This is a genomic window from Clostridium sp. UBA6640, from assembly GCF_002455975.1.
In the GTDB taxonomy this organism is placed as follows: Bacteria; Bacillota; Clostridia; order Clostridiales; family Clostridiaceae; genus Clostridium_J.
Window position 1 is genome coordinate 1 of sequence record NZ_DKLM01000048.1, and the last position, 23,665, is coordinate 23,665.

General features: G+C 29.5%; 21 protein-coding genes. 17 read left to right on the forward strand and 4 right to left on the reverse strand.

The genetic code is table 11. From position 1 onward, the window contains the following. Positions 1-288: 288 nt before the first annotated feature. Positions 289-951, forward strand: a complete 663-nt coding sequence (locus B2W91_RS04830) for an HD domain-containing protein (RefSeq protein WP_291579148.1) — start codon at positions 289-291, stop codon at positions 949-951. Positions 952-1,068: 117 nt separating this feature from the next. On the opposite strand, the gene pdxT is transcribed toward B2W91_RS04830, so the two are convergent. Both pdxT and pdxS read right to left on the reverse strand, forming a co-directional pair. Further along, a complete protein-coding gene (gene pdxT / locus B2W91_RS04835; RefSeq protein WP_291579149.1) occupies positions 1,069-1,662 on the reverse strand; it encodes a pyridoxal 5'-phosphate synthase glutaminase subunit PdxT in 594 nt (197 codons plus the stop codon). After that, positions 1,659-2,534 (reverse strand): pyridoxal 5'-phosphate synthase lyase subunit PdxS, encoded by an 876-nt coding sequence (gene pdxS, locus B2W91_RS04840; protein ID WP_291579150.1) that lies wholly within the window; start codon positions 2,532-2,534, stop codon positions 1,659-1,661. The genes pdxT and pdxS overlap by 4 nt, the downstream gene beginning before the upstream one ends. 91 nt (positions 2,535-2,625) lie before the next feature. On the opposite strand from pdxS, the gene B2W91_RS04845 reads away from it, so the two are divergent. Together B2W91_RS04845 and B2W91_RS04850 are read left to right on the forward strand one after the other, a co-directional pair. Beyond that, positions 2,626-4,032 carry a PLP-dependent aminotransferase family protein gene (locus B2W91_RS04845; RefSeq protein WP_291579151.1) on the forward strand — a complete coding sequence of 469 codons (1,407 nt, stop codon included), beginning with the start codon at positions 2,626-2,628 and terminating at the stop codon, positions 4,030-4,032. A 410-nt stretch (positions 4,033-4,442) separates the two neighbouring features. Then, complete coding sequence (locus B2W91_RS04850) at positions 4,443-6,209, forward strand: M3 family oligoendopeptidase (RefSeq protein WP_291579152.1); 1,767 nt, start codon at positions 4,443-4,445, stop codon at positions 6,207-6,209. 627 nt (positions 6,210-6,836) lie between these two features. Here the strand turns inward: B2W91_RS04850 and B2W91_RS04855 are convergent. Next, positions 6,837-8,165 (reverse strand): FAD-binding oxidoreductase, encoded by a 1,329-nt coding sequence (locus B2W91_RS04855; protein WP_291579153.1) that lies wholly within the window; start codon positions 8,163-8,165, stop codon positions 6,837-6,839. Positions 8,166-8,426: 261 nt separating this feature from the next. Between B2W91_RS04855 and B2W91_RS04860 the strand changes: the two genes are divergently transcribed. The 12 genes from B2W91_RS04860 to B2W91_RS04915 all read left to right on the forward strand — a co-directional run bounded on the left by B2W91_RS04860 (position 8,427) and on the right by B2W91_RS04915 (position 20,142). Further along, positions 8,427-8,699, forward strand: a complete 273-nt coding sequence (locus B2W91_RS04860) for a DUF2087 domain-containing protein (protein ID WP_291579154.1) — start codon at positions 8,427-8,429, stop codon at positions 8,697-8,699. Beyond that, a complete protein-coding gene (locus tag B2W91_RS04865) occupies positions 8,692-9,477 on the forward strand; it encodes a DUF2087 domain-containing protein (protein ID WP_291579155.1) in 786 nt (261 codons plus the stop codon). The genes B2W91_RS04860 and B2W91_RS04865 overlap by 8 nt, the downstream gene beginning before the upstream one ends. A 278-nt stretch (positions 9,478-9,755) precedes the next feature. After that, on the forward strand, positions 9,756-11,036 hold the full coding sequence (locus B2W91_RS04870) for a hypothetical protein (RefSeq protein WP_291579156.1): 1,281 nt from the start codon (positions 9,756-9,758) through the stop codon (positions 11,034-11,036). 75 nt (positions 11,037-11,111) lie between these two features. Beyond that, positions 11,112-12,425, forward strand: a complete 1,314-nt coding sequence (locus tag B2W91_RS04875) for a hypothetical protein (protein WP_291579157.1) — start codon at positions 11,112-11,114, stop codon at positions 12,423-12,425. 211 nt (positions 12,426-12,636) lie between these two features. Continuing rightward, positions 12,637-13,311: a response regulator transcription factor gene (locus tag B2W91_RS04880; protein ID WP_291579158.1), complete on the forward strand. Its 675-nt coding sequence runs from the start codon at positions 12,637-12,639 to the stop codon at positions 13,309-13,311. 5 nt (positions 13,312-13,316) lie between these two features. After that, positions 13,317-14,744, forward strand: coding sequence for a HAMP domain-containing sensor histidine kinase (locus tag B2W91_RS04885; RefSeq protein WP_291579159.1), 1,428 nt, complete (start codon positions 13,317-13,319; stop codon positions 14,742-14,744). A gap of 425 nt (positions 14,745-15,169) precedes the next feature. After that, positions 15,170-15,436 (forward strand): dihydrodipicolinate synthase family protein, encoded by a 267-nt coding sequence (locus B2W91_RS04890; protein ID WP_291579168.1) that lies wholly within the window; start codon positions 15,170-15,172, stop codon positions 15,434-15,436. A 155-nt stretch (positions 15,437-15,591) separates the two neighbouring features. Beyond that, positions 15,592-16,287 carry a vancomycin resistance response regulator transcription factor, VanR-F/VanR-M family gene (gene vanR / locus B2W91_RS04895; protein WP_291579160.1) on the forward strand — a complete coding sequence of 232 codons (696 nt, stop codon included), beginning with the start codon at positions 15,592-15,594 and terminating at the stop codon, positions 16,285-16,287. Beyond that, positions 16,280-17,386 (forward strand): HAMP domain-containing sensor histidine kinase, encoded by a 1,107-nt coding sequence (locus tag B2W91_RS04900; RefSeq protein WP_291579161.1) that lies wholly within the window; start codon positions 16,280-16,282, stop codon positions 17,384-17,386. Before vanR ends, B2W91_RS04900 begins: the two co-directional genes overlap by 8 nt. A 109-nt stretch (positions 17,387-17,495) precedes the next feature. Beyond that, positions 17,496-18,389 carry a VanY-A/VanY-F/VanY-M family D-Ala-D-Ala carboxypeptidase gene (gene vanY, locus B2W91_RS04905; protein ID WP_291579162.1) on the forward strand — a complete coding sequence of 298 codons (894 nt, stop codon included), beginning with the start codon at positions 17,496-17,498 and terminating at the stop codon, positions 18,387-18,389. Positions 18,390-18,678: 289 nt separating this feature from the next. Beyond that, positions 18,679-19,314, forward strand: a complete 636-nt coding sequence (locus B2W91_RS04910) for a VanZ family protein (protein WP_414633106.1) — start codon at positions 18,679-18,681, stop codon at positions 19,312-19,314. A gap of 201 nt (positions 19,315-19,515) precedes the next feature. Continuing rightward, positions 19,516-20,142, forward strand: a complete 627-nt coding sequence (locus tag B2W91_RS04915) for a non-canonical purine NTP pyrophosphatase (protein ID WP_291579164.1) — start codon at positions 19,516-19,518, stop codon at positions 20,140-20,142. A gap of 500 nt (positions 20,143-20,642) precedes the next feature. Here the strand turns inward: B2W91_RS04915 and B2W91_RS04920 are convergent, their stop codons facing one another. Further along, positions 20,643-21,008, reverse strand: coding sequence for a VOC family protein (locus B2W91_RS04920; RefSeq protein ID WP_291579165.1), 366 nt, complete (start codon positions 21,006-21,008; stop codon positions 20,643-20,645). A 128-nt stretch (positions 21,009-21,136) separates the two neighbouring features. Between B2W91_RS04920 and B2W91_RS04925 the strand changes: the two genes are divergently transcribed. Beyond that, entirely contained in the window at positions 21,137-22,081 is a 945-nt protein-coding gene (locus tag B2W91_RS04925) for a helix-turn-helix transcriptional regulator (RefSeq protein WP_291579166.1), read from the forward strand. Positions 22,082-22,470: 389 nt separating this feature from the next. Then, complete coding sequence (locus B2W91_RS04930; protein WP_291579167.1) at positions 22,471-23,331, forward strand: formate/nitrite transporter family protein; 861 nt, start codon at positions 22,471-22,473, stop codon at positions 23,329-23,331. Positions 23,332-23,665 lie beyond the last annotated feature (334 nt).

A 23,665-nucleotide genomic window follows, 5' to 3' on the forward strand; every position in this document is an offset into this window, starting at 1 on the left:
CTGTAGCGGCGAACTTAATTCAATTCACAGTTCACAATGCAAAATTCACAGTTGTGGATATTTCTCAGCTGCCACTGAGAAATTTAAAATTGATTCTTTTTTTGAAGTTACATAGTAACTTTTTATGAAATATTAGCAATTCTATTGCTAATCAAAAAATCTATTAAAGAAATTATTTTGTCTAAAAATAATTTCATCCTTAACTGTGAATTGTGCATTGTGCACTGTTTCAAGTTGTGCACTGTGCATTATTCTAAGTTGTTTATATATAATTAATATTAATGGGGGATGTATATGGATATAAAGCATAAAAAAATTAGAGAAATTGTAGAAAAGGAATTATCCTGTTCCGCACATAACCTTGATCATGTACTTAGAGTACATAACTTATGCATATTTTTATCAAAATATGAGGAAAATGTAGATTTAGAAGTTCTTATTCCAGCAGTATTATTACATGATATTGCTAGAGTTAAGGAGAGTAAAGATAAAACAGGGGAAATTGATCATGCCATATTGGGAAGCGAAATGGCAGAGGAGATATTAAGAAATTTAGAATATGAAGATGCTAAAATTGAAAAGATAAAGCATTGTATTATTACACATAGATTCAGGACGGATAACAGACCTAAAACAATAGAAGCTAAAATACTTTTTGATGCAGACAAACTTGATGCAATTGGTTCAATTGGAATTGCTCGCTGTTTTATGCTTGCAGGGCAATTTGGACAAAGTTTATCAGTAAAGAAGCAGGTAGATACAAATACTTCAGAAAATGGAAGACTAAAGGATGTTTCAAAGCATTCACCTTTTATTGAATATGAAGTAAAGTTTAAGAAAATTCCAGAAAAACTACATACGAAGAAAGCAAAAGAAATTGGTATTGAACGATTAAAATTCATGGATGACTTTTTTAAAAGATTAGATTTAGAAATAGAAGGGGTTCAATGATCTAAATAGAATAGGCTAATTTATAAAGCATGAAGGAATTTAAGAAAGATACTCATATCCTTCATGCTCTTTATTTACCTACAAGAATATCGAAAAAATAATATATTGTAATTTATATTATACTTGAACTTCTTTTATATAATTACTTTCAGATATCATATTTAAAAAGTATTTATGAACTTGCATATCATCAGTTAATTCGGGATGAAAAGCAGTAACTAACATATTATCTTGTCTTGCAGCTACAATTTTTCCATCTATCTCAGCTAATATATCTACAGTATCTTTACAGGAAACAATATAAGGAGCACGGATAAAAACCATAGGGATTTGTCCAATGCCTTTAAATTCTGAAACTGTCGTAAAACTTCCCAGCTGTCGTCCATAACCGTTTCTTTTCACAGTAGTATCCATAGAACTAAGATATGTTGCACCATTACCACCTATATCTTTAGATAATAAAATAAGCCCTGCACAAGTACCAAATACAGGTAGTCCCTTATTTATTGCAGATTGTATTGGCTCTAGTAAATCAAGTTCACTTAATAATTTACCAATAACTGTGCTTTCACCGCCAGGTAAAATTAATCCGCTTAAATCACTTGTAAAGTCCTTAGATTGTCTAATTTCACAGCATTCTACACCTAATTGACGCAAAACTTTAATATGCTCAATGAATGCTCCTTGCAGACATAATACACCTATCTTCATTGTCCACGTTCCGCCATTAGTAATTCTATTTCTTGCTCATTGATTCCAACCATAGCTTCACCAAGATTTTCTGATAGTTTAGCTATTAAATTAGCATCCTTATAGTTTGTAACTGCTTGCACTATAGCAGCAGCACGTTTTTCGGGATTACCAGATTTAAATATACCAGAACCAACGAATACACCTTCAGCACCAAGCTGCATCATCAATGCTGCATCTGCTGGAGTTGCAATACCACCAGCAGCAAAATTAACAACCGGTAATTTCCCATTTTCATGAACATATTTAACTAATTCATAAGGAACTGCTAATTCCTTTGCAACTAAGTATAATTCATCATCTCTTTTTGAAGCAATGGCACGGATATCACCCATAATTTTTCTCATATGACGTACTGCTTGTATAACATCTCCTGTTCCCGGTTCTCCTTTAGTACGTATCATAGATGCACCTTCATTAATGCGGCGTAGTGCTTCCCCTAAGTCTTTTGCTCCACATACGAAAGGAACATTAAATTGCTTTTTATCAATATGATATATATCATCTACTGGAGATAAAACTTCACTTTCATCTATATAATCAATTTCAATAGCTTGTAAAATTTGAGCTTCTGCAAAATGTCCAATACGAACTTTTGCCATAACTGGAATAGAAACAGCTTCTTGAATACTTCTAATCATAGCGGGATCACTCATGCGGGAAACCCCTCCAGCTGCTCTAATATCTGCAGGAATACGTTCTAGTGCCATAACGGAGCATGCTCCAGCGGCTTCTGCTATTTTTGCTTGTTCAGGTGTAGTTACATCCATAATTACTCCACCTTTTAGCATTTGTGCTAAGTTTTTATTTAATTCATATCTTTCCTGAGTCATGTTAAAACCTCCATAATCTTGACAATATTCTTGAAATAATAATATAATACATCTGATATGCCTTCAATAACCAGAATTCAATTATTTAATAATGTCAGATAGGAGTTATGTTATGATTACAGTAATATTTAATGATAAAAAACAAGAGCCTCTTTATGAGCAGCTTTATATGCATATAAGACATATGATTGAAGGAGGCTCCTTAAAAGCAGGTGAAAAACTTCCTTCTAAAAGAGCATTTTCTTCACATTTGCAAGTTAGCCAAGTTACCGTTGAAAATGCATATAATCAGCTTAAAGCAGAAGGGTATATTAATGCTGTAGAAAAAAAAGGTTACTATGTTCAACAAGTTGAATTTATACCTAAAATAAAATCAAAAGTTGAATGGGAAGTGAAACATGAAACTCAATCTTCGAGTGATATAAAGTTTGATTTAAAAACGAATACCGTTGATACGAGCAATTTTCCTTTTTCAGTTTGGACAAGACTAATGCGTGAATGTCTTAACAATGAGGCGGATTCCTTGCTTAAACCTGTACATCCTCAAGGTGATATTGAATTGCGCAATGTAATAGCAAAATACCTTCAAGAATTTCGTAATATGGATGTATCAGCAGAACAAATAGTTTTAGGTGCAGGTTCAGAATATTTATTGGGGCTTATAACAGAAATGCTTCCAGATCACGCTTTTGCAGTGGAAGACCCAGGATATTATAAAACTTCTTGTATTCTGCAAAGTCGTAAAGTAAATATGTATTCAATTCCAATGGATAAAGAAGGAATGTGTATTGATGAACTTAAAAATACTCCTGCTACTGTTGTGCAGGTTACTCCATCACATCACTTTCCACTTGGAACAATAATGAGCATTAATCGCAGAAGGCAGCTTTTGCAATGGGCTTCACAAAGTGATGAAAGATATATTATAGAAGATGATTATGATAGTGAATACCGATTTGTGCTAAAACCTATTCCAACTCTGCAAAGCTTGGACCACAATGATAAGGTAATTTATTTGAATACTTTTGCTAAAACCCTTGCTCCTTCTTTACGTATCGGATATATGGTACTACCTAAAAAATTACTGTTACATTACAGAGAGCAGCTTATGTTTTATTCCTGTACAGTTTCTGAGTTTGAGCAGCGTACTTTAAGAGCTTTTATACAAGGTGGCTACTATGAGCGCCACTTGAATCGTATGAGAAAAATATATAAAAACCGTAGGGATACATTTTTACAGGGATTAATGCCTTTAAGTCATATGATTTCGATAAGCGGAGAAGATGCGGGGATGCACATTCTTTTACAAGTAAATAATGGCATGAGTGAAGCTCAGCTTGTTGAAAGTGCAAAGAATAAAGGTGTTGGAGTTTATTCTTTGTCCAATTATTATATTGAAAAAGTTCAAGATACAAAAACTGTTGTAGTAGGATATGCTTCTTTTACTCCCTCAGAATTGAAGCAAGTAGCTTCAATTTTAGTGGACGCTTGGAAATAAGGGTATTTGAAATAATAACATATTTTAATATAATAAAACAATTTTATTACAGTATTCATAACTTATCAACATTTTCGTGGATATAATAATTAAACAATAATGAAATTGTTAATTAAAATTTATATAATACAGTTATAAATTAAAGCCGCAAAATATATAAGTATTTTGCGGCTTTAGTTTATTTTATAGAAATGATATATCCGTTTGATATTTTGTTAAAATTTTTGACAAGTAGTTTACTTTATTATGTAAAATATGGTAATGTTAATAAAAGAATAATTTGTATTATATAAGCGTTAAACCATTAATTATATCTCAAACAAAGCTTTAAGGAGTGATAAAAATATGTAGATCTTTTTAAAATTCACAAATAAAAATTGATAATAGCTTTTATAAGGAGATGTTTATTAATGGATTTAACGTGGAATTTAGATAATATCTACACTTCTTTTAGTTGTGAAAGATTTAAAAAAGACATGGAGCAGCTTAATATCTATATAGCTTCTATAAATAAATTAGATATAGGGAATTGGAAAGAGGACGAAAGCTCTTCTTCTAAAATTGAAGAGTTTTTAAGGCTCAATAATGAATACAAGAAAATATATTCGAAATTATCTTCCTATTTATATTTAATTGTAAATATGGATTTTGAGAATATTGAAGCAATGAATATTTCAGATGATATTGAATATAAAAATTTAGAGCTTACTAAAGCTTTTGTAACATTTAGTAGATGGCTTAGTAGCGTTACGAATTTGGATGAAATAATAAGTACGTCACCATATCTTTTAGAGCATAAATTCTATCTTTTAGAGCTTTTAAGAAAATCAAAGTATTTGTTAAATGAAAAAGAAGAATTAATTTTTGCTAAAATGCAAATATCAGGTTCTCAGGCTTGGCAAAAACTTTATATGGAGACAATAACCACTGCTACAGTTGATATAACTATTGAGGGGGTAGAAGAAAAAGTTACACTTTCAGAGCTTAGAAATATGGCATATGAAAAAGATACTTCTTTGAGAAAGGCTGCTTATTATGCAGAAAATGATTTGTGTAAAAGCATATCACAAATCTGTGCTAAGTGCATAAACTCAATTGGAGGCGAAGCCCTTAATATATATGAACTTAGGGGATATAAATCACCTTTAGAAAAAGTTTTATTACAATCAAGAATGGACTTTGAAACATTGAATGTTATGACCACGGCTATAAAAGAAAGCCTTCCAATATTCCATAAATATTTTTATAAAAAAGCAAAATTGTTAGGACATAAAGACAATCTTCCTTTTTATGATGTTTACGCACCTGTAGATGATAACAATGTAAAAATTTCTTATGACGATGCTAAAAATTTAATTGTAGATAGTTTTAAGAATTTCAGTGAACAACTTGCTTATTTTGCAAAAAATGCTTTTGAAAATCAATGGGTTGATGCGGAACCACGAAAAAATAAGAGTAATTATGGATTTTGCATAGACATTTTTCCAATGAAAGAAAGTAGAATAATGACTAGTTTCAATGGCAAATATATTGATGTCAGCATACTAGCTCATGAAATTGGACATGCATATCATAGTTCTAAGCTTTATAATGAAGAGATGTTAAATACTGAGTATCCTAATCCTATTGCAGAAACTGCTTCAACTTTTTGTGAAACTATAGTAAGTAATGAATTATTAAATATATTACCAAGTAGTCAAAGTATAGAAGTATTAGAAAGAAGTATTTCTGATGCTGCTTATTATATAGTAGATTTTTATGGGAGATATCTATTTGAAAATAAGTTTTTTGAGCAAAGGAAATTAGGAGCATTATCTGTTGAAGAGCTGAATAAATTAATGATAAATTCTATGAAGGCTTCTTATGGTAATAGTATTAAAGAGGAAACTATTCATCCATATATGTGGATGAATAAGGTTGGATATTTTATGGTTGGTAATGAATATTTAAATTTTCCATATTTTTTTGGTATTCTATTTTCAAAAGGCCTTTATGCTGAATATATAAAAGAAAAAAAGAACTTTGAGAAAAAATATAATATATTTTTAAACCAAACAGCTAAAAATAACATTGTTGATATTGCAAAAATAGTGGATATAGATGTTCATTCTATAGATTTTTGGAGAAATGCATTAAAAATCATAGAGAAAGATATCGAAAAATTTATGGAATTGTAGAATTGTACCTAAGTACTATGGGAAGACGGTCTCATAAAGCTGAGCATCCTAGTTTTTAATCATTGCTATTTGAGATTTGTAGATTATAATATGGTATAAACATGTCATTAGCAAAAGTGACACAATATATATGAGTGCAGAAATGAGTAGCAAGGAGAACCGTTAAATATGTAAATAGAAATAACATAAATTTTATTAATCCTAGAATACTAATATAAGGTTCATTAATAAAAGTTTAACTTATCATGATTTTGATTTCCATAACAGAAATTCTTTTATATGAATGAAGAATTAAGGATGAAAGATGAAGCATTATGGTTAAAACTCCATTGATAAAGCCTTTGGAGTTTTTTAAAAAAAATTTTATTTTAAGAAATTCANNTTTTTCCTGAATTCTTCATTATTAATCCTTAATTTCTAAGAATTTAAGCTATTTTTATAGAAAATCTATTTTCCAGAGTATATATTAAGTTTTCGCATTGTATCCCTATAGCATAAGTATTCTAGGATATTTTTATTTTAAAATCTTTATTATATTTTGTACAACTTATCCACATTTCTGTGGATATATTAACTAAAAAATATGAAAATTGTTGATAATAAATAATTAATGCTTTTATCTTAAATTTAAATATTAAAAGGTTCTATTGATTGTGGGAATTTAAATATATTAAAAGGATCGTACTCAGTTTTAACTCCTCTAAGCCTTGGATAGTTATCTCCATAATATTGATTTTGCCAATCTATAATATCAAAATCAGTAAATCCTCTATAGGTGCCTATCCCAACGGGATCTAATATGGCCTTAACATCGTTTGTCCAATCAATATTATCCTCTCTAAATCTGTCCGAAGTCCATATAGATTTTATTTCTAATAAATACAATGAGTCTCTATGAACAAAGGCAGTATCATTTGGATCAATGTCACTTACATTTCCGTTAAGCCCTATAAACTCATAAAATCGGCTATAATTATTAGGAGAATTTATCATTTCATCTTCTAAAGATTCTAATATACATCTATTAAGTGGATCATATATAAAAGAGCCTGTTGCTTTAAATTTTTGAGGGGTAGGGCATCCAACATTCCACATTTCTATAGCTTCTCTATATGGAACACACTCTATTTCTACAGATCTTGTTGGAAAAGCCCTTATAAGTGGTCTTATTATACATTCTAATTCTTCTTTGCTTCCAAAAAACTGCCCTTGTGATGATAATAAGATATTACCACAAGGTTCTTTTTCATAAACTACAGTAGTTGTTAATCTAACATCAGCATGAGGGGTTAGCTCTTGCCAAAGCTCTACTACATCAATAAAGTATTTGCTGTTCCAAGTTATAACATAAGTTGAAACATCGCATACAGGAGTAATTTTATAAGTTAGTGAAACTACTACTCCAAAATTTGAGGCAAGTCCACCTCTTACAGCCCAAAATAAATTATCATTACAACATTCATTTGCAACTATTTTCTTACCTTCATAATTTATTAGTTCTACTTCTAATAAATTATCACAAGAAAGTCCTAGTAATCTTGATGCAAATCCTACACCACCACAAGTAGTTAGTCCACAGAGGCCTGTATCTTTACATGTTCCAGCAGGGATAGTATAACCTTTGCTTATTAAGTCAGAGTACATCTTTCCATTTGTTATTCCACCACCAAGCTTAGCAGTATTATTTATTCTATCGATAAAAGTGTAATTAATATTACTAATATCTATTACTAATCCTCTATTTACATTTGAATTTGCCTGATAATCATGTCTTCCACTTCTAATTCTAAATGGAATGCATTCTGATATTGCATATTTTAATGCATTTATCACATCTGCTTCAGAAAAACAGAAAACTATAATGCAAGGAAATTTTCTAAAGGCTAGATTCAAATCTCTACTAGCTTCTAAATATAGGGGATTATTTCTACGAACAACTCCGCCTGTTAAATACATTATATATCTCCTTTCAAAATTAATCTTAATACATATTATGAATTTTAAGCGCCTTTGATATATTTAATTAAATAAGAAAATTAATGACAATTAAGTAGCATCGCTTAAATATGATAGTTAATATATTAAATATATACATAAACGTAATTTAATTTTATCTATAAATAAATAGACAAAATATGAAAATGATTATATAATTATACTTATAAATGATAATTATTGAAATAAATATATTAATTATAGAATTAGGAGATGAACATTATGGGGAATATAGAAAGATTTCTTGATGATAAAGGTAGAATAAAAATTTGGTCTGCTAAAAAAGAGCTAAAGGTCGAAATTTTACGTTATCTTGCTAGCAAATTTGAATATAATTATTTTTACACTGAGAAAGAAGTTAATAGCATAATTAATGAATGGCATACATTTGAAGATTATTTTCTACTTAGAAGAGGATTAATAGATTATAAACTATTATTTAGAGAAAAAGATGGTTCAAAATATTGGAGAGAGGGAGAATGCATTGATGAATAAGAGTGATGAAGAAATAAAAAATAATGAAGAGTTCTGGAATGCAACAATAGATGATATAAAAAATGGATATATTCAAAGTGATGATAATATTAAATGTTTAATTTGTGGAGAAAATTTTATCATTGGTAAAATATATAAAATTGATTCAGAGTTTTATGAAGCAAAGAAAGCTGCTGAAATTCATATAGAAGAGAAACATAATTCAATGCTGCAATATTTATTAAATATGAATTCAAGTTTTACCGGAATTTCAGAGGTACAAAGAGAAATAATAAACCTTTTTTCACAGGGATTATCAGATAAAGAAATATCCAATAAGTTAAACGTTGCAACCTCTACTATAAGAAATCATCGTTATAAACTAAGGGAAAAAGAAAAACAGGCAAAATTGTATTTAGCCATTATGGATTTATTAGCTCAAAGTACTAACAAAAAGATAAATAAGCTTGATAAAGGAACTATATGTGATGCCCATAAGACAGCAACTACCTTAGATGATAGATTCAATATAACTGATGAGGAGAAGGTACAGGTTATAGAAAATTATATGGATAAAAGCGGGGTATTAAAAAGTTATCCATCAAGAGAAAAGAAAAAAATTATAGTTTTAGAAGAAATAATGAAAAGATTTGAAAGTAGCGTAATTTATTCAGAAAAAGAAATAAATGAAATATTAAAGGCAGTATATGATGATTTTGCAACTATAAGAAGAGCATTAATTGAATACGGCTTTCTAAGTAGGTCTAATGATTGCAGAAGTTATTGGGTTAAAGAATAAATAAGAGTATACAGATTGCCGACATTATAAAATTCTTATGTATTTTAGAGAAAGTCTTAAGATATAAATTATTTATATATAAGTTTGAAAATATAGTAACTAAGAAAATATCTCCACATTTAAATGAAAGTATAATAATTTTTGTTAATCCTAGAATACTTAAAAGACAGGTATTCTAGGATATTTTTATGAAAAAATTGGGGTATTTTACAATTTGGAAACAAGTTAAAGTTAGTTTGTAAAAACCATTTGATAATATAAAGCTAGGGAGGAGAGGTATGAATAAAAAGATAATATATGTGGTCATGGTTTTAAGTTTAGCCACACAGTTAATTGGGTGTGAAAAGAAAGAACAGGAAAATGTTAAAAGGATAGTGCTTGAAAGTGATGTAAGAAAGCCAGAATTGAATTTAGAAAATATTAATTATAAAGGATGGGGGGAAATAGTAGATTTTAAATTAGATAAAGGGGATTATTTTTATCCAGCATTTTATCATGAAGGAGAAATGTACGGTTATATATCAAAAGGTATTGGGCAGGTGACAAAAGGGGGAATACACAATTCAACAGGAGAACCTACGAGAGAGTATTTATATAAAGTAGGTAAAGATAATACGTTGATAGAAACTTCGAAGGAAGCTGTTGATTGTATGAGAGGATACAAAAAGTTATTAGGTTTTGCATATGGAAAAGGGGATTTGGTATTTAGTATAGATTATGAAAAGGAAGATAAACCTAGAGAAATTCCTGAATTGACAGCTGCAATAAAGGAATTAAAGGGAGAAAGTGAAAATGTATATAGTATGTCAGAATGCGGGAATTATGTGATTATTAGAGAGTCAGAGCCCTATGATGCAGAGTCAAAAATATATTTTTATGATATGGATAATAAAAAAATTTATGAGAAGAAAGATGAAGAGGATATTAAGTTTAATAACTTTTATTATGTAGATTCATTAAAATCTGTTATGTGTATAGGTAAAGATTTAAAACTTTATAGTTTAAAATTTGAAGAAAACTATTATTACTTAGATGAGTATTTAAATTTAAATGATAAAGGATACATGAATAATGTAGAAGCAGTAATGATAAATGGTGATGAGATGTTAATCTTTGAAGAAGAATCGATAACGGATGTAGAACTTTGGAAGGATAAACTTATTTCTATAAGCAAGTTTAACTTTAAAACTAACCAACATAATATACTATTCGAAGCGCCTAGAGAAGTTATTATGAATATTAGAGAGATTAAAAACAATATATTGATCATGGAAGAATTGAAAGAAAAAGATGGAGATATGGTACCTATAAAAAGATATTTCAAAAAAGTTGATGGAAATAATTTAATTACTTTATCTGAACAAAATTCAGAGGATGATAATTGGGATGCTATATTTCAAGATGAATTTAGGAAAAGAGAGGAAACAAATCGTGTATTATACTGGATTTTAATCAGTGAAGATGAAAGAGAAATGATATTTACTATACAGTTAACCAATCTAAAAAATGGTGTAGAAACAACAAAAGATATCATTCATAAAAAATATAAAATTAGATAATTAGATATGCGGCAGCTTAGAATTAGTTTAAATTTAGCATGCAAAAAATTTTGAGTATTATATAGGGGGATAGAAATGAATAAAAAGATAGCATATGTAGTTATACTTTTAAGTTTAGTTATAAATTTAATTGGTTGTGGTGGGAAAAGTGAGGAAAGTGTTAAAAGAATAGTTCTTGAAAGCGATGTAAGAGATCAAAAACTAGGGGAAAAAAATAATAATCCAAAAGTAACAGTAGAAAAGATAAATTTTAAATTAGATGAAGGAGACTATTTTCAACCAGCTTTTTATCATGAAGGGGAAGTTTATGGAGCTATTGGTAAAGGCCTTGGAGCAATAGTAGGAGAAGCATCATTAACCCATCCAATAGCAGGACATATAAAAGAGCATTTATATAAAGTAGATGATGATAATAAATTAATAGAAACTTCAAAGGAAGTTTTTAAGGATGTATGGGGAGCTAAAGAACTAGGAGTCAAATTGTTTGAAAATGGTAAAGTATTTAGTGTAGATTATAAAAAGGAAGATAAAATTAAGGAGATCCCTGAACTGACAAAGGTAATAAATGAATTGAGGAAACGTGGCGGGGATGATGGTCCGTACTTTATTAGACCTAATTTAGATAATGAAAACTATGAGGAGATTTATGTATATATGACATCTGATAAAAAGATGTACTTATATGATATGAAAAGTAAGAAATTCTATGATGTTCAGGATGATTTTCAGGATGAAGAGTATAGAAGAAGAATATTTACAAAGGAATTTCACTATGTAGATTCACTACAATCTTTAGTGTGGATAAATAAGGATTTTAAAATCTATAAATTAGAATTACAGCAAGAAAATGCTCTTTTAGAGCCATATATTAATTTAGATAAGTATATTGGCTCAAATAAAAAAGATAAAATAGATAATGTAAGGGGAGTAATGATAAATAGTGATGAAATGCTGATTTTCCAAGATAAATATGTAAGTGAGGTAGGTTCTTACTTATATAATCCTATTTATAAGACTATTTCTATCAGCAAGTTTAATTTTAAAACTAATCAATATAGAGTATTATTTGAAGTACCAAATGACATCAATATGTATGGACAATATATAGGGAATAATATGTTGGACTTAGAGGAGTTTAAGCAAAATGAGAAAACTATGGAATCTATAATCCCTATAAATAGATATATTAAAGAAATAAGAAATGATGAGCTAAATCTTATATATAAAGAGAAAACTGAGAATGAAGGTGAAACATCATATCCTTATGTATATATTACGGCAAATGAAGATGGAACGGAATTATTTCTAGCTAGACATTTAACTAAATTTGAAGATGACACAGTAACAACAAAAGATATTGTATATAAAAAATATAAAATTGAATATTAGAAGTCTATGGTTTTAGCTCAATGTGATTTGGAGAACATTGATAGAACCAAGGTTTTAATATATAATTTTTGTATATACAAAAAATTGAAATAATTTATTGAATAGTAAATTAAAATTATATAGTGATGTTATAGTAAGCACGTAACATCACTATATAGGTTTGTTTAAAACAAGTAAATTACTTGCTATTTTAGAGATTAGGGTGAATATAATGGGTAAAAAAATATTGGTGGTAGAAGATGAATATTCAATTAATGATGTTTTAACAATTGCTTTAAAAGATGAAGGATATGAAGTTAAAAGTGTATTTGATGGTAAAAGTGCTTTAGATATAATAGAAAGCTTTAAACCGGATCTTGTATTATTAGATCTTATGCTGCCTGATATGGATGGATTTGAGATCTGTAAGAAAATATCAAGAGAATATTTAGTGATTATGATTACTGCAAGGGATAATATTTTTGATAAAATTGTTGGATTAGAACTAGGAGCAGATGATTATATAGCAAAGCCATTTGAAATAAAAGAAGTTATAGTTAGAGTAAAAGTACTATTTAGAAGTTTAGAGAAAGAAAAACATTTTTCTTCAGAACAGACCTTAGACCTAGGAGAAGATATTACTGTAGATTTGATGGGGAAAAGAGTATTTAAAAATGGAGAAGAAGTAGATTTAAAGAGAAAGGAAAATGCTCTCTTTTTTTATTTAGTTACCCATAGAAATAGAGTATTTTCAAGGGAAGAACTTTTGAATAAAGTATGGGGATATGAATATTTTGGAGACACTCGAACAGTAGATGTTCATATTAGAAGAATTAGAGCCAAGCTAGAAATGCCTGGAGACACTCTTATAGAAACGGTATTTGGAATTGGTTATGTAATGAGGTAAATAAAATGTTAAAAACTATTAGAGGGAAAATCACTATAGGTGTTGTAATAGCTAGTTTAAGTGTATTGGTTATCATAAACATCATAATATGGGGAATATTTGAGAAGAATCTACAAACTTTTATTACAAATGATATGGATAGGATAAGAACTATTACCTTTTCTGAAATGAAAACACAATATCTTATAAGTAATGATACAACTAGTTTCAATAATAAAAGTGAATTATGGCCAATCTTAAATAATATTAATAAACAATATGATATATACGCTTCAGTAAATGATGATAGGAATAATTATAAACAATTCACTGGGAAGTTACTAGATGAAAAATATACAGAGAAGATAATGATAGATAGCGATAAAAAGTCATCATTATTATATATACATAATGAAAAACCAGTGTTTTATGCTACTTATGCCTATCCTATGTATGTAGGTGATAATTATGTAGGAACACTAATATTTCAAAAAGATTATTTAAGTGAGTATAAAGGTTCTATTAATCTTATGACAGAAATTATATTTATTCAAAGCCTATTATTTATAGCAATGATCTTAATTATATATTTTTGGTTAAAGAAAACGACAAAGTCCTTAAATACCTTAGCAACAGGTATGTCTTTTGTAGAACAAGGAGATTTTTCTAATAGATTAGAAACAAAGAGTAATGATGAGGTAGCAAGTTTAATTCATCATTTCAATAGAATGCAGGATCAAATAGAGGCGCAAATGGAATGTTTGCAGCTAGAAAAGAAAAAGATAGAGCAGCTAGAAAAATCATCGAGAAATTTTTTTAATTACGCAACCCATGAGATGAAAACCCCTGTTACTGCAATTATAGGATATACTCAGTTACTTCAAAAGGGAGAAATGGACAAAGAGGTAACAGAAAGAGCTCATAATAGAATTATAGCTGAATCTAAAAGGATGCATACAATGGTTCAAAATATGTTAGTGGTAGCGAGGGGTAAAGAAAGAAAGAGGCACACAGCTCAAAACTTTAATATTAAAGAATTATTAACTCAAATCATATATGAATTTGAGCTTATGTTTGAAAAACAAAAAATAGATATTAACTTAAAGAGTGATGACGCTATAATTTTTGCTGTAAAGGAAGATATAAGAACTATTCTTGTAAATTTAATAGATAATGGAATCAAATACAGTGAAGATGGGCGGATAAATATTCAATGCAAATGTGAAAATAATGTTTATATTATTATAGAAAATAAATGCCTTCCTATTCCAAAGGAAATTAAAGAAAATTTATTAGAGCCTTTTACTAAATATAATTATGGAGACCATACACAAGTAAGCTCTGGATTGGGATTATTTATATGCAAAGAATTAGCGAAAAAAAATAATGCATATATAACTTATAAGGTAGATGAGGGAAAAATTGCTTTTATGATAGAATTGCCTTCGGAGTGATAAGAATATAAAATAGAAGAGAAGTTATTTAAAAATTCTAGCATATATGCAGGCTTTAATAAAAAGAGTAGTGAGAAAATATAAAAATAGACTTAACTCTACAATCGTAGAATTAAGTCTATTTTATTTTAATTATTACTTAGAAAAAATCTTTACGAAGCGCTTTCTATAAATAAAAGCTCATAATAATAAGTTTCCCTTTTTTACCCATTTTACGTATACCTTCATCAATGTAGCCGCATTTTTTATAAGTGAAAAGATTGATGTCATTTTCATTTCAGTATATAATTTTTATAACTTTAAATTAATAGGGTGATTACATTTGTTTAATTTAAAAGCAAACTATCATGTTGCTGTGCCAACTGCCTTTCATTACGACGAAGAAATAAACGTTCAAGCAACCTTAGGGTATATCATCAACTTAGCTGAAAAAAGGAGTAAAATCTATTTTAGTGCGTGGGGCAACAGGAGAACAACACAGTTTATCTGTAAAAGAAAAAATTATTATTTTAAATGCTATTCAAGAAAATAACGCTTTAAGTCCAGAGTTAGAAATAATTTTTGGTGTATATAGCATTTGTCAAAAAGGTGCTATTGAATTAGCGAAATACGTGAATCAATGCAATAAAATTTCTGGAGTACTGTTAGGATATTCTCCATATATACTTCCGATACATAAAGAGGCTATTTAATATACAAAAGCTATTGTAAAAAAGCTTAATAAATCCATAATATAAGAGAGGGTGTTGGGAGCAAAAACATCAAGAACCGGTAATTGCAAAAATAATTTTTCAGAGAGTTGTCCATACCGAAATATGAGATATAACTTTGTTTAGGAGTGAGATAGATGAAGAATATAACAATATTAATAGCTGATGATGATAGAGAAATTGCTAATCTGGTTGCTATCCATTTAGAGAAAGAAGGGTACCATATCATTAAGGTATCTGATGGACAAGAAGCCGTTGAAGCTATTCAGACTCAACCGATTGATTTGCTGATTTTGGATATTATGATGCCGAAAATGGACGGATATGAAGTTACCCGTCACATTCGTGAAAAACATAATATGCCCATCATTTTTCTGAGTGCTAAAACGTCTGATTTTGATAAAGTACAAGGACTCGTGATTGGAGCAGATGATTATATGACTAAACCATTCACACCCATCGAATTGGTAGCTCGTGTAAATGCCCAACTGCGACGCTTTATGAAGTTAAATCAACCTAAAACTAACCATAACTCAAGCTTGGAATTTGGAGGATTAGTGATTTCGCCTGAACACCATACAGTTACTTTATATGGTAAGAATATTGAGCTAACTCCGAAAGAGTTTGAAATTTTATATTTATTAGCCAGTCATCCAAATAAAGTTTATAGTGCAGAAGATATTTTTCAGAAGGTATGGGGGGATGCATATTATGAAAGTGGGAATACCGTTATGGTTCATATTCGTACTTTGCGGAAAAAACTTGAAGAGGATAAACGAAAAAACAAATTGATAAAAACTGTATGGGGGGTAGGTTATAAATTCAATGGGTAAAATACTACGAAGCTTTCGTTCAAAAATGATAATGTTGTTAGGTTTAAGCATGCTGTTGTCTAGCGCCATAACATACCTACTCTTTAAAGTACTCCAATTGTATTATTATATAAATGTTAATTATGGAGATACACTAGCTTATCTTCGTAGGATTATGGGGAATATTGGAGACTTTAACGTCTTTGTACTGTTATTTATCCTGCTTTCGATATTGTTTTTCTTTTTACTTACAAAACCCTATTCTGCCTATTTCAATGAGATTTCAAAAGGAATTCATTATCTCGCTCAGGGTGACTTTAAGCATCGAGTTCAAATATTGTCAAATGACGAATTAAGTGATATTGCACGAGGCATTAATCTGGCAAGTGAAAAATTGGAAGAAGCCATAGAAAGGGGTGACTTTTCAGAAAGTAGTAAAGAGCAGTTAGTAGTAAATTTGGCTCATGATTTGCGCACACCTCTTACCTCTGTTTTAGGTTATTTAGATTTAATCCTTAAGGATGATAGCTTGACTGAAAATCAGACTAGGCATTATTTAACGATCGCTTTTACCAAATCTCAACGCTTAGAAAGGTTGATTGATGAATTATTCGAAATAACTAGGATGAATTATGGTATGTTACCAATTGAAAAGAAACAAATCGATTTAAGTGAGCTACTTATTCAATTGAAAGAAGAGTTGTATCCTGTCTTCGAGAAAAACGATTTGATAGCAAGAATAAATATTACTTCCACTTTATCTATTATGGGTGATGGAGAGTTGTTGGCCCGTGTGTTTGAAAATCTTCTGATTAATGCAAATCGCTATGGATATGAGGGGCAGTATGTAGATATCAACGGCTTTATTGATTCAAAGGAAGTAGTTATTCAAGTTATCAATTATGGGGATGCTATTCCTCCAGATGAACTGCCTTATATTTTTGATATGCTTTATACTGGTGACAAAGCACGAACTAATCAAGAAAATAGCACAGGCATCGGTTTATTCATTGCGAAGAATATAGTAGAGCAGCACAATGGGACGATTACTGCCGAAAGTAATTTAATACGCACTATATTTGAGGTCCGTTTACCAATGGAGGATTCTCAAAGAGATTAAGTGTAAAATTCAAGTAAAAAATTTAAGGAAAATTTAATATTTACCCCACTTTTTATTTTAAAAGTTTTTCCTATACTATAAACAAGTTAAGTTAAGGAGGGAACTAAAGATGAAAAAGTGGGGACTTTTATTGCCCTTTGCATTATTCATAGTTTTTATTTTTTATATATTACCGATATCTCAATATAAAGTAGATATTCAAGGAGAGATTAAAAAATATGAACAAAATAATAAGGATACATCGGATGATAAAATGGCAGCTGAAAATATCCAAAAGATTAAGCTTACGGAAGAACAGATCTATCAAGGGAATCTACTCTTAGTCAACAATGAACATCCTGTTCACCAAAAGAGTATAAAATCGGATGTCATAAATTTATTTACGCACAAAGAATTGACAAAGGGGTATGGGTTACTTGATAGCGAAATTAAATTATCAGAAGAAATAGCTGAAAAATTTTCTGAGATGATATCTGATGCTGAAAAAGATAGGGTTTGTCACTTTTTAATTAGCAGTGGTTTTCGAGACTTAGATGAGCAAAGCAGACTTTACGAAGAAATGGGTTCTGATTATGCTTTGCCAGCAGGTCAAAGCGAACACAATTTAGGATTAGCGCTTGATGTAGGATCCACTCAAATGAAGATGGATAAAGCGCCTGAAGGAAAGTGGATAGAAAAAAAATCTTGGGAATACGGCTTTATATTACGCTATCCATTGGATAAAACAGATGTTACAGGAATTCAATATGAACCTTGGCATATCCGTTATGTCGGCTTGCCTCACAGTGCGATTATGCAGGAAATGAATTTAGCATTGGAAGAATATTTGGATTATTTGAAAGAAGAAAAGAGCATTTCTGTTAGTGTTTATGGGAAAAAATATATAATTTCATATTATTCCGTTTCTCAAAATGAGACAATTGAAGTTGAAGTACCAGCGAATAAACAGTATGAAATATCTGGTAATAATATAGATGGAGTGATTGTGACCACATCTTCTTGAATTAGGTCCTAAAATGATAAAGTCATGGGTTTAAATGTAAAGTTAGGAGACGTATTCTATATACTTACAGTTTTTTATACTTATTTTTGTACTATTATTTTATGTATTGTGTTTCAAATTGGATTTTTATTAAAGGCGTTAAAAATTAAGAAAACATTAAGAATTGTATTAACTTATTCTTAAGCTTTTATTGATATTATAATCATGTCAATAATTAAATTTTAATTCAACAAGGAGGATTATTGTGTTACTATTTCAGTATTTATATGCCTATATTCGTATATGTATTATGTATGTTGTTCATACTGATTTTTTAATTAATATTATTTGTACATCTATTTTATGTATTGTATTTCAAATAGGATTTTATCTAAGGGCTAAGAAGAAGGAAGGGGTAAGTGTTTCTCGCAAGCATTTTCTAGGAGTATTTATTTTTTTATTGTATCTGGCAGCTGTTTATGGGGTAACAGGTATAGGAACAATTTGGGATGTGCAACGGTTTGTTACCGCATCTACATCTGGATTTGATCGAATTTATTTAGTTCCATTCTCTAGTTCTCCTGAGTCAATGATGCCATATGTTTTGAATATTATAATGACGATACCATTAGGATTCTTGTTACCATTGATTTGGAAACAATTTCGAACAATTAAAAAGGTTGCCTTATCGGGTTTTTTGTTATCCTTAAGTATTGAATTAAGTCAATTGTTCACTCGGATACGAACCACAACCACAGATGATTTAATTATGAACACCCTAGGAGCTATTATCGGATATTTCATCTTTAAAGCATTCTTTCACATCATCTTGAAAAAAAATAGCAACGAAAAAGATGAAATAATATCATCTTCAGTTGTAATCAAACATGAAGCAATCTTTTATTTAGTATTATCATTTTTGGGGATGTTTTTATTTGCTATTTAGGGCTTTTCGCCATCAATAATACCTGACAAAAAATAAAGTAGATATATTATAAAGGACAGACTACAATCGTAGAAGTAAGTCTATTTTATTTAGTAGGTTTATTTGTTAATTTATAATAAAATAGAAATTAACAAATAAATAATTATATAGATAATTACCTTAAGTTCATTATAAAAAATATCAATTTTAGGGGTGAAAAGTATGAATCTATTATATGGCACATCCAATCCAGCAAAATTAATACATATGGAAAAAGTCCTTGAAGGATTAGATATTGAAATTATCGGATTAAAGGATATTAATTTAAAGTTTGATAAAATAGATGAAAGTGGTAATGAACCACTAGAAAATGCTAGGATTAAAGCTCTTACATATTATAGAACGTATAGAAGGCCAGTATTTTCTTGTGATTCAGGGCTATATATAGAAGGGTTAAGCAAAGAAGATCAACCTGGAGTTCATGTTAGAAGGGTGAATGGAAAAAATTTAAATGATGAAGAGATGATAGATTACTATAGCTCCTTAGCTAAAAAGTTAGGGGGACAAGCAAAGGCAAGATATAAAAATGGTATATGTCTAGTGATGGATGATAAAAACATATTTGAATATGATGGAGAAGATATAGGAACAGAAAGTTTTATAATATCTTCAAAGTCTCATGGAAAAAGAAATGAGGGATTTCCTTTAGATTCTCTTTCAGTAGATATAGAAACTAATATGTATTATATCGATATGGAGAATGATAAGAAAAATAAAGATGATGTCATTCAGGATAAAGGATTTAGAGAATTTTTTAAGAGAACGGCGTTAAAGTATGCTGGATATTAAATTTAATGTTAGTGGTACTTTATTTAATTCACAGCTTAAATCAAAGTACAATGCAAAATTCACAATGCACAATTAAGGATGAAATTATTTTTTAGCAAAATAATTTCTTGAACAGATTTCCAACTAGCAATTGCATTGCTAGTCAGTATGTGGCGAACACTGTTCGCCGCTACAATTAATAAAATTTGAATTTCTTAGCAATTGCTGAGAACTATCAATAATTGTGAATTGTGAATTGTGAATTGTGAATTGTGAATTAGAAAAAGGAGTTTAACAAACTCTTTTTTTATTTCAGATGCCTTATTTATTATAATTTTAGTATAGAGGTTTTAATGTTATCTTCAATGGAAGCGCCTAATGAAAATCCTGTGAGCACTTCTATTAAAGAAGGATTTACATCTTCATCTATTGTAGATAATAGCATAGAAGTAGAATTAGAATAACAATATGAGACATTTCCTTTATACGAAATCATGTAACTAATCCTCTCAATCAATATATTATTTTCCTACTAATACAAACACATTCTTATCTGGAGCTTCTAATACTGCAACATGACCAGATTCAGTTTTAAAAGGTTCTCTGATCCAATTTATATTAGGATTTTTACTTAGGTTATTGTACGTCTCGATAACATCATCTACATATATTTCTATATCTGTTACATTGATATCAGCATTATTTTGAAGAACAAGCTCTGAGCTATTTTCTTCAGGAAACTGCAATCCAATTAATGTCCAAAGTTTACCGTCATTTAGCTTTCTTTCAATTCTCCAATTTTCTTTTAGACCTAAAGTAGTATAAAAATCAACAGAACTTTTAATATCAGAAGTATAAAGAGACACACATTCTAATTTTTTAAACATAATTTGACCTCCTAAATAGTAATTTTTTTATTATCAATATAAATGTAACATGTATTTATGACATCTATTGACGTATTTATTATAGAAAGACTATAATGAGTAAAAAACATATTCTAGGAGATAAAATTATGAATAAATCTAAACGATTAGTAGATTTAATAATTGTTATTAATAGAAAACAAAACTTTACAGCAAAGGAATTAGCAGAGGAATTTGGAGTTTCGATACGTACAATACAAAGAGATTTAAAAGATTTAGAAGATCTAGGAGTTCCACTATATACAGAGCTTGGCCCTAAAGGAGGATATAGATTATTAAATAAGAAGATATTGCCGCCTATAGCATTTACGGAAAATGAGGCTATAGCAATATTTTTTGCTTATCAGTCTCTTCAAAATTATGAGTCACTACCTTTTGAAGATGATACTATATCTGCATTAAATAAGTTTTATAATTATCTTCCGGATAATACGAAAGATAAAATTGATGTGATGAGAAACCGAGTTTTATTTTGGGTACCAAGAAGAAATGAAAAGAATTTTTACTTAAAATTTATTCTAGAAGCAGTAATTCAAAGAAGCGTTTTATCAATTAAATATGAATCTATGAGTGGGATTAGCTATAGAGAAATTTTACCCATTGGTATATATTCGCATAATGGCTATTGGTATTGTCCAGCCTTTTGTTTGAAGAAACAATCTTACAGATTGTTTCGAGTAGATTATATTAAATCAGCAAGTATAAATGAAGAGGCAACTGTAGAAAGCTCTATTAGCAATATAACTTTAGAAGATTGGTTTGAACCATCAAAGCCTAAAGAAACTGTAAGGTTAAAAGTAAGACTTTCTAAAAAAGGAGTTAGAAAGTGTCAGTTAGAACCATGGATGGACAAAAAAATAAAAACTAATGATGATGGCACTGGAATTATTGATACAACTGTAGACATAAGGGACATAGACTATTATGCAGATTTTTTATTAGGTGTAGGTACAGATGTAATCGTTGAGTCACCTAAAGAAATAGTAGATTTAATTTTAGAGAAGATAGATAAAATAAAAAATAATTATAGATAGAGTTAAATAATGCACATTTATAATTAAAGTTGAAATTAGTTTCGTAGCGGCGAACAGTGTTCGCTGCTATAATTAGATGATTGATAATTAATATGAAAATTAATTTTAGCTAATGATACAATTGCTAGTTTTTTATAAGAAGTTACTATGTAACTTCAAAAGTAAATTAATTCTAAATTTCTCAGCTTCTGCTGAGAAATATCCACAAATTCTTCATTCTTCATTATTAATTTTTAATTAATAAGAATCTATATTCTCCATTGCCTAACCTTGACTTCTTTCTAAAGCTAAAATATAATAATCACGGTGCTGTTTAATATGAGAATTATGAAAACCTTTAAATGTGTTGAATACACGCTTTAGAAGGGTAAAGTGAAAGGGGAAAGTAAATGGAAAAGTTGATGTTATCACCTCTAGAGATAACAGAGTATGTTGAAGAAATGGGGGTTAAAAAAGCTAAAAATAGGTCATCTCAGACATTGCTTCTTGGAATGTTGGCAGGAATATTTATAGCGTTAGGAGCATACGGATCAGCAGTGGCTTCACATAGCATAACTAATTTCGGGTTACAAAAAGTTATGGCTGGTATAGTTTTCCCGGTAGGATTAGTACTTGTTTTAGTATGTGGGGCAGAGTTATTTACTGGAAACTGCTTATTATCAGTAGCAGTGGCACAAAAGAGAATATCAATTATTGATATGATAAAAAACTTAAGCTTAGTTTATATAGGTAATTTTATAGGAGCAGCAATAATAGCAGGGCTTGTATATGGAGCAGGCTTACTTGAGTTAAATGGAGGAGCAGTTGGGGGGTACGCCATAAAGGTTGCAGCTGCAAAAGCAAATCTTACATTATCTCAAGGATTCTTTAGTGGAATTTTATGCAACATAGTAGTATGCCTTAGTGTATGGGGTACATATGCAGCAAAAGAAGTGCCAGGAAAAGTATTAATGGGTTTTATACCGATTTTTGTATTTATTGTAGCTGGATTTGAACACTGTGTAGCAAACATGTATTATTTCTCAATAGGCTTACTTGCAAAAAGTAATGCACTGTTTGTGGAAGCATCTCATATAACTCCAGAAAAATTATCTAACTTAACAATAAAAGGGGCAGCACACAATTTATTATCAGTAACTATAGGAAATATTGTAGGTGGAGCTATAATGGTAGGGATAACCTACTGGTTAATATATAAAAAGCTACCATATAAAAAGCATATTACTAATAAAAAGGATATGGCAGCGTAAAACAATTAAGAATTAAGTATGAAGAATGAAGGATTATGGTTGAAATTATTTTTGAACAAAATAATTTCTTTAATAGATTTTTAAACTAGCAATACAATTGCTAGTTTTTTTATTGTAGTGGCGAACATTGTTCGCCACTCTTTTCACCCCTGGGGAACAGTAGTGAAGCCCTTTAGGGTTCCCCTGGGGTGCAGTATAGTTTGGAACAAGACCAATAAACTTAACCGATCTTATGGAGAATCTATGACAATTAAGAATTAAGTATGAAGAATGAAGAATTATAGTTGAAATTATTTTTAGTCAAAATAATTTCTTTAATAAACCTATTGTAGCG

What these genes read in the sequence shown, in the direction of transcription:
- B2W91_RS04860 (WP_291579154.1), top strand. Translation starts at nt 8,427, where the DNA reads ATGGGGAATATAGAAAGATTTCTTGATGATAAAGGTAGAATAAAAATT.
- B2W91_RS04850 (WP_291579152.1), top strand. Translation starts at nt 4,443, where the DNA reads ATGGATTTAACGTGGAATTTAGATAATATCTACACTTCTTTTAGTTGT.
- pdxS (WP_291579150.1), bottom strand. Translation starts at nt 2,534, where the DNA reads ATGACTCAGGAAAGATATGAATTAAATAAAAACTTAGCACAAATGCTA.
- B2W91_RS04880 (WP_291579158.1), top strand. Translation starts at nt 12,637, where the DNA reads ATGGGTAAAAAAATATTGGTGGTAGAAGATGAATATTCAATTAATGAT.
- B2W91_RS04925 (WP_291579166.1), top strand. Translation starts at nt 21,137, where the DNA reads ATGAATAAATCTAAACGATTAGTAGATTTAATAATTGTTATTAATAGA.
- B2W91_RS04885 (WP_291579159.1), top strand. Translation starts at nt 13,317, where the DNA reads ATGTTAAAAACTATTAGAGGGAAAATCACTATAGGTGTTGTAATAGCT.
- B2W91_RS04855 (WP_291579153.1), bottom strand. Translation starts at nt 8,165, where the DNA reads ATGTATTTAACAGGCGGAGTTGTTCGTAGAAATAATCCCCTATATTTA.
- B2W91_RS04920 (WP_291579165.1), bottom strand. Translation starts at nt 21,008, where the DNA reads ATGTTTAAAAAATTAGAATGTGTGTCTCTTTATACTTCTGATATTAAA.
- B2W91_RS04865 (WP_291579155.1), top strand. Translation starts at nt 8,692, where the DNA reads ATGAATAAGAGTGATGAAGAAATAAAAAATAATGAAGAGTTCTGGAAT.
- pdxT (WP_291579149.1), bottom strand. Translation starts at nt 1,662, where the DNA reads ATGAAGATAGGTGTATTATGTCTGCAAGGAGCATTCATTGAGCATATT.
- B2W91_RS04870 (WP_291579156.1), top strand. Translation starts at nt 9,756, where the DNA reads ATGAATAAAAAGATAATATATGTGGTCATGGTTTTAAGTTTAGCCACA.
- B2W91_RS04900 (WP_291579161.1), top strand. Translation starts at nt 16,280, where the DNA reads ATGGGTAAAATACTACGAAGCTTTCGTTCAAAAATGATAATGTTGTTA.
- B2W91_RS04915 (WP_291579164.1), top strand. Translation starts at nt 19,516, where the DNA reads ATGAATCTATTATATGGCACATCCAATCCAGCAAAATTAATACATATG.
- B2W91_RS04875 (WP_291579157.1), top strand. Translation starts at nt 11,112, where the DNA reads ATGAATAAAAAGATAGCATATGTAGTTATACTTTTAAGTTTAGTTATA.
- B2W91_RS04930 (WP_291579167.1), top strand. Translation starts at nt 22,471, where the DNA reads ATGGAAAAGTTGATGTTATCACCTCTAGAGATAACAGAGTATGTTGAA.
- vanY (WP_291579162.1), top strand. Translation starts at nt 17,496, where the DNA reads ATGAAAAAGTGGGGACTTTTATTGCCCTTTGCATTATTCATAGTTTTT.
- B2W91_RS04845 (WP_291579151.1), top strand. Translation starts at nt 2,626, where the DNA reads ATGTCAGATAGGAGTTATGTTATGATTACAGTAATATTTAATGATAAA.
- B2W91_RS04830 (WP_291579148.1), top strand. Translation starts at nt 289, where the DNA reads ATGTATATGGATATAAAGCATAAAAAAATTAGAGAAATTGTAGAAAAG.
- vanR (WP_291579160.1), top strand. Translation starts at nt 15,592, where the DNA reads ATGAAGAATATAACAATATTAATAGCTGATGATGATAGAGAAATTGCT.
- B2W91_RS04910 (WP_414633106.1), top strand. Translation starts at nt 18,679, where the DNA reads ATGTATGTTGTTCATACTGATTTTTTAATTAATATTATTTGTACATCT.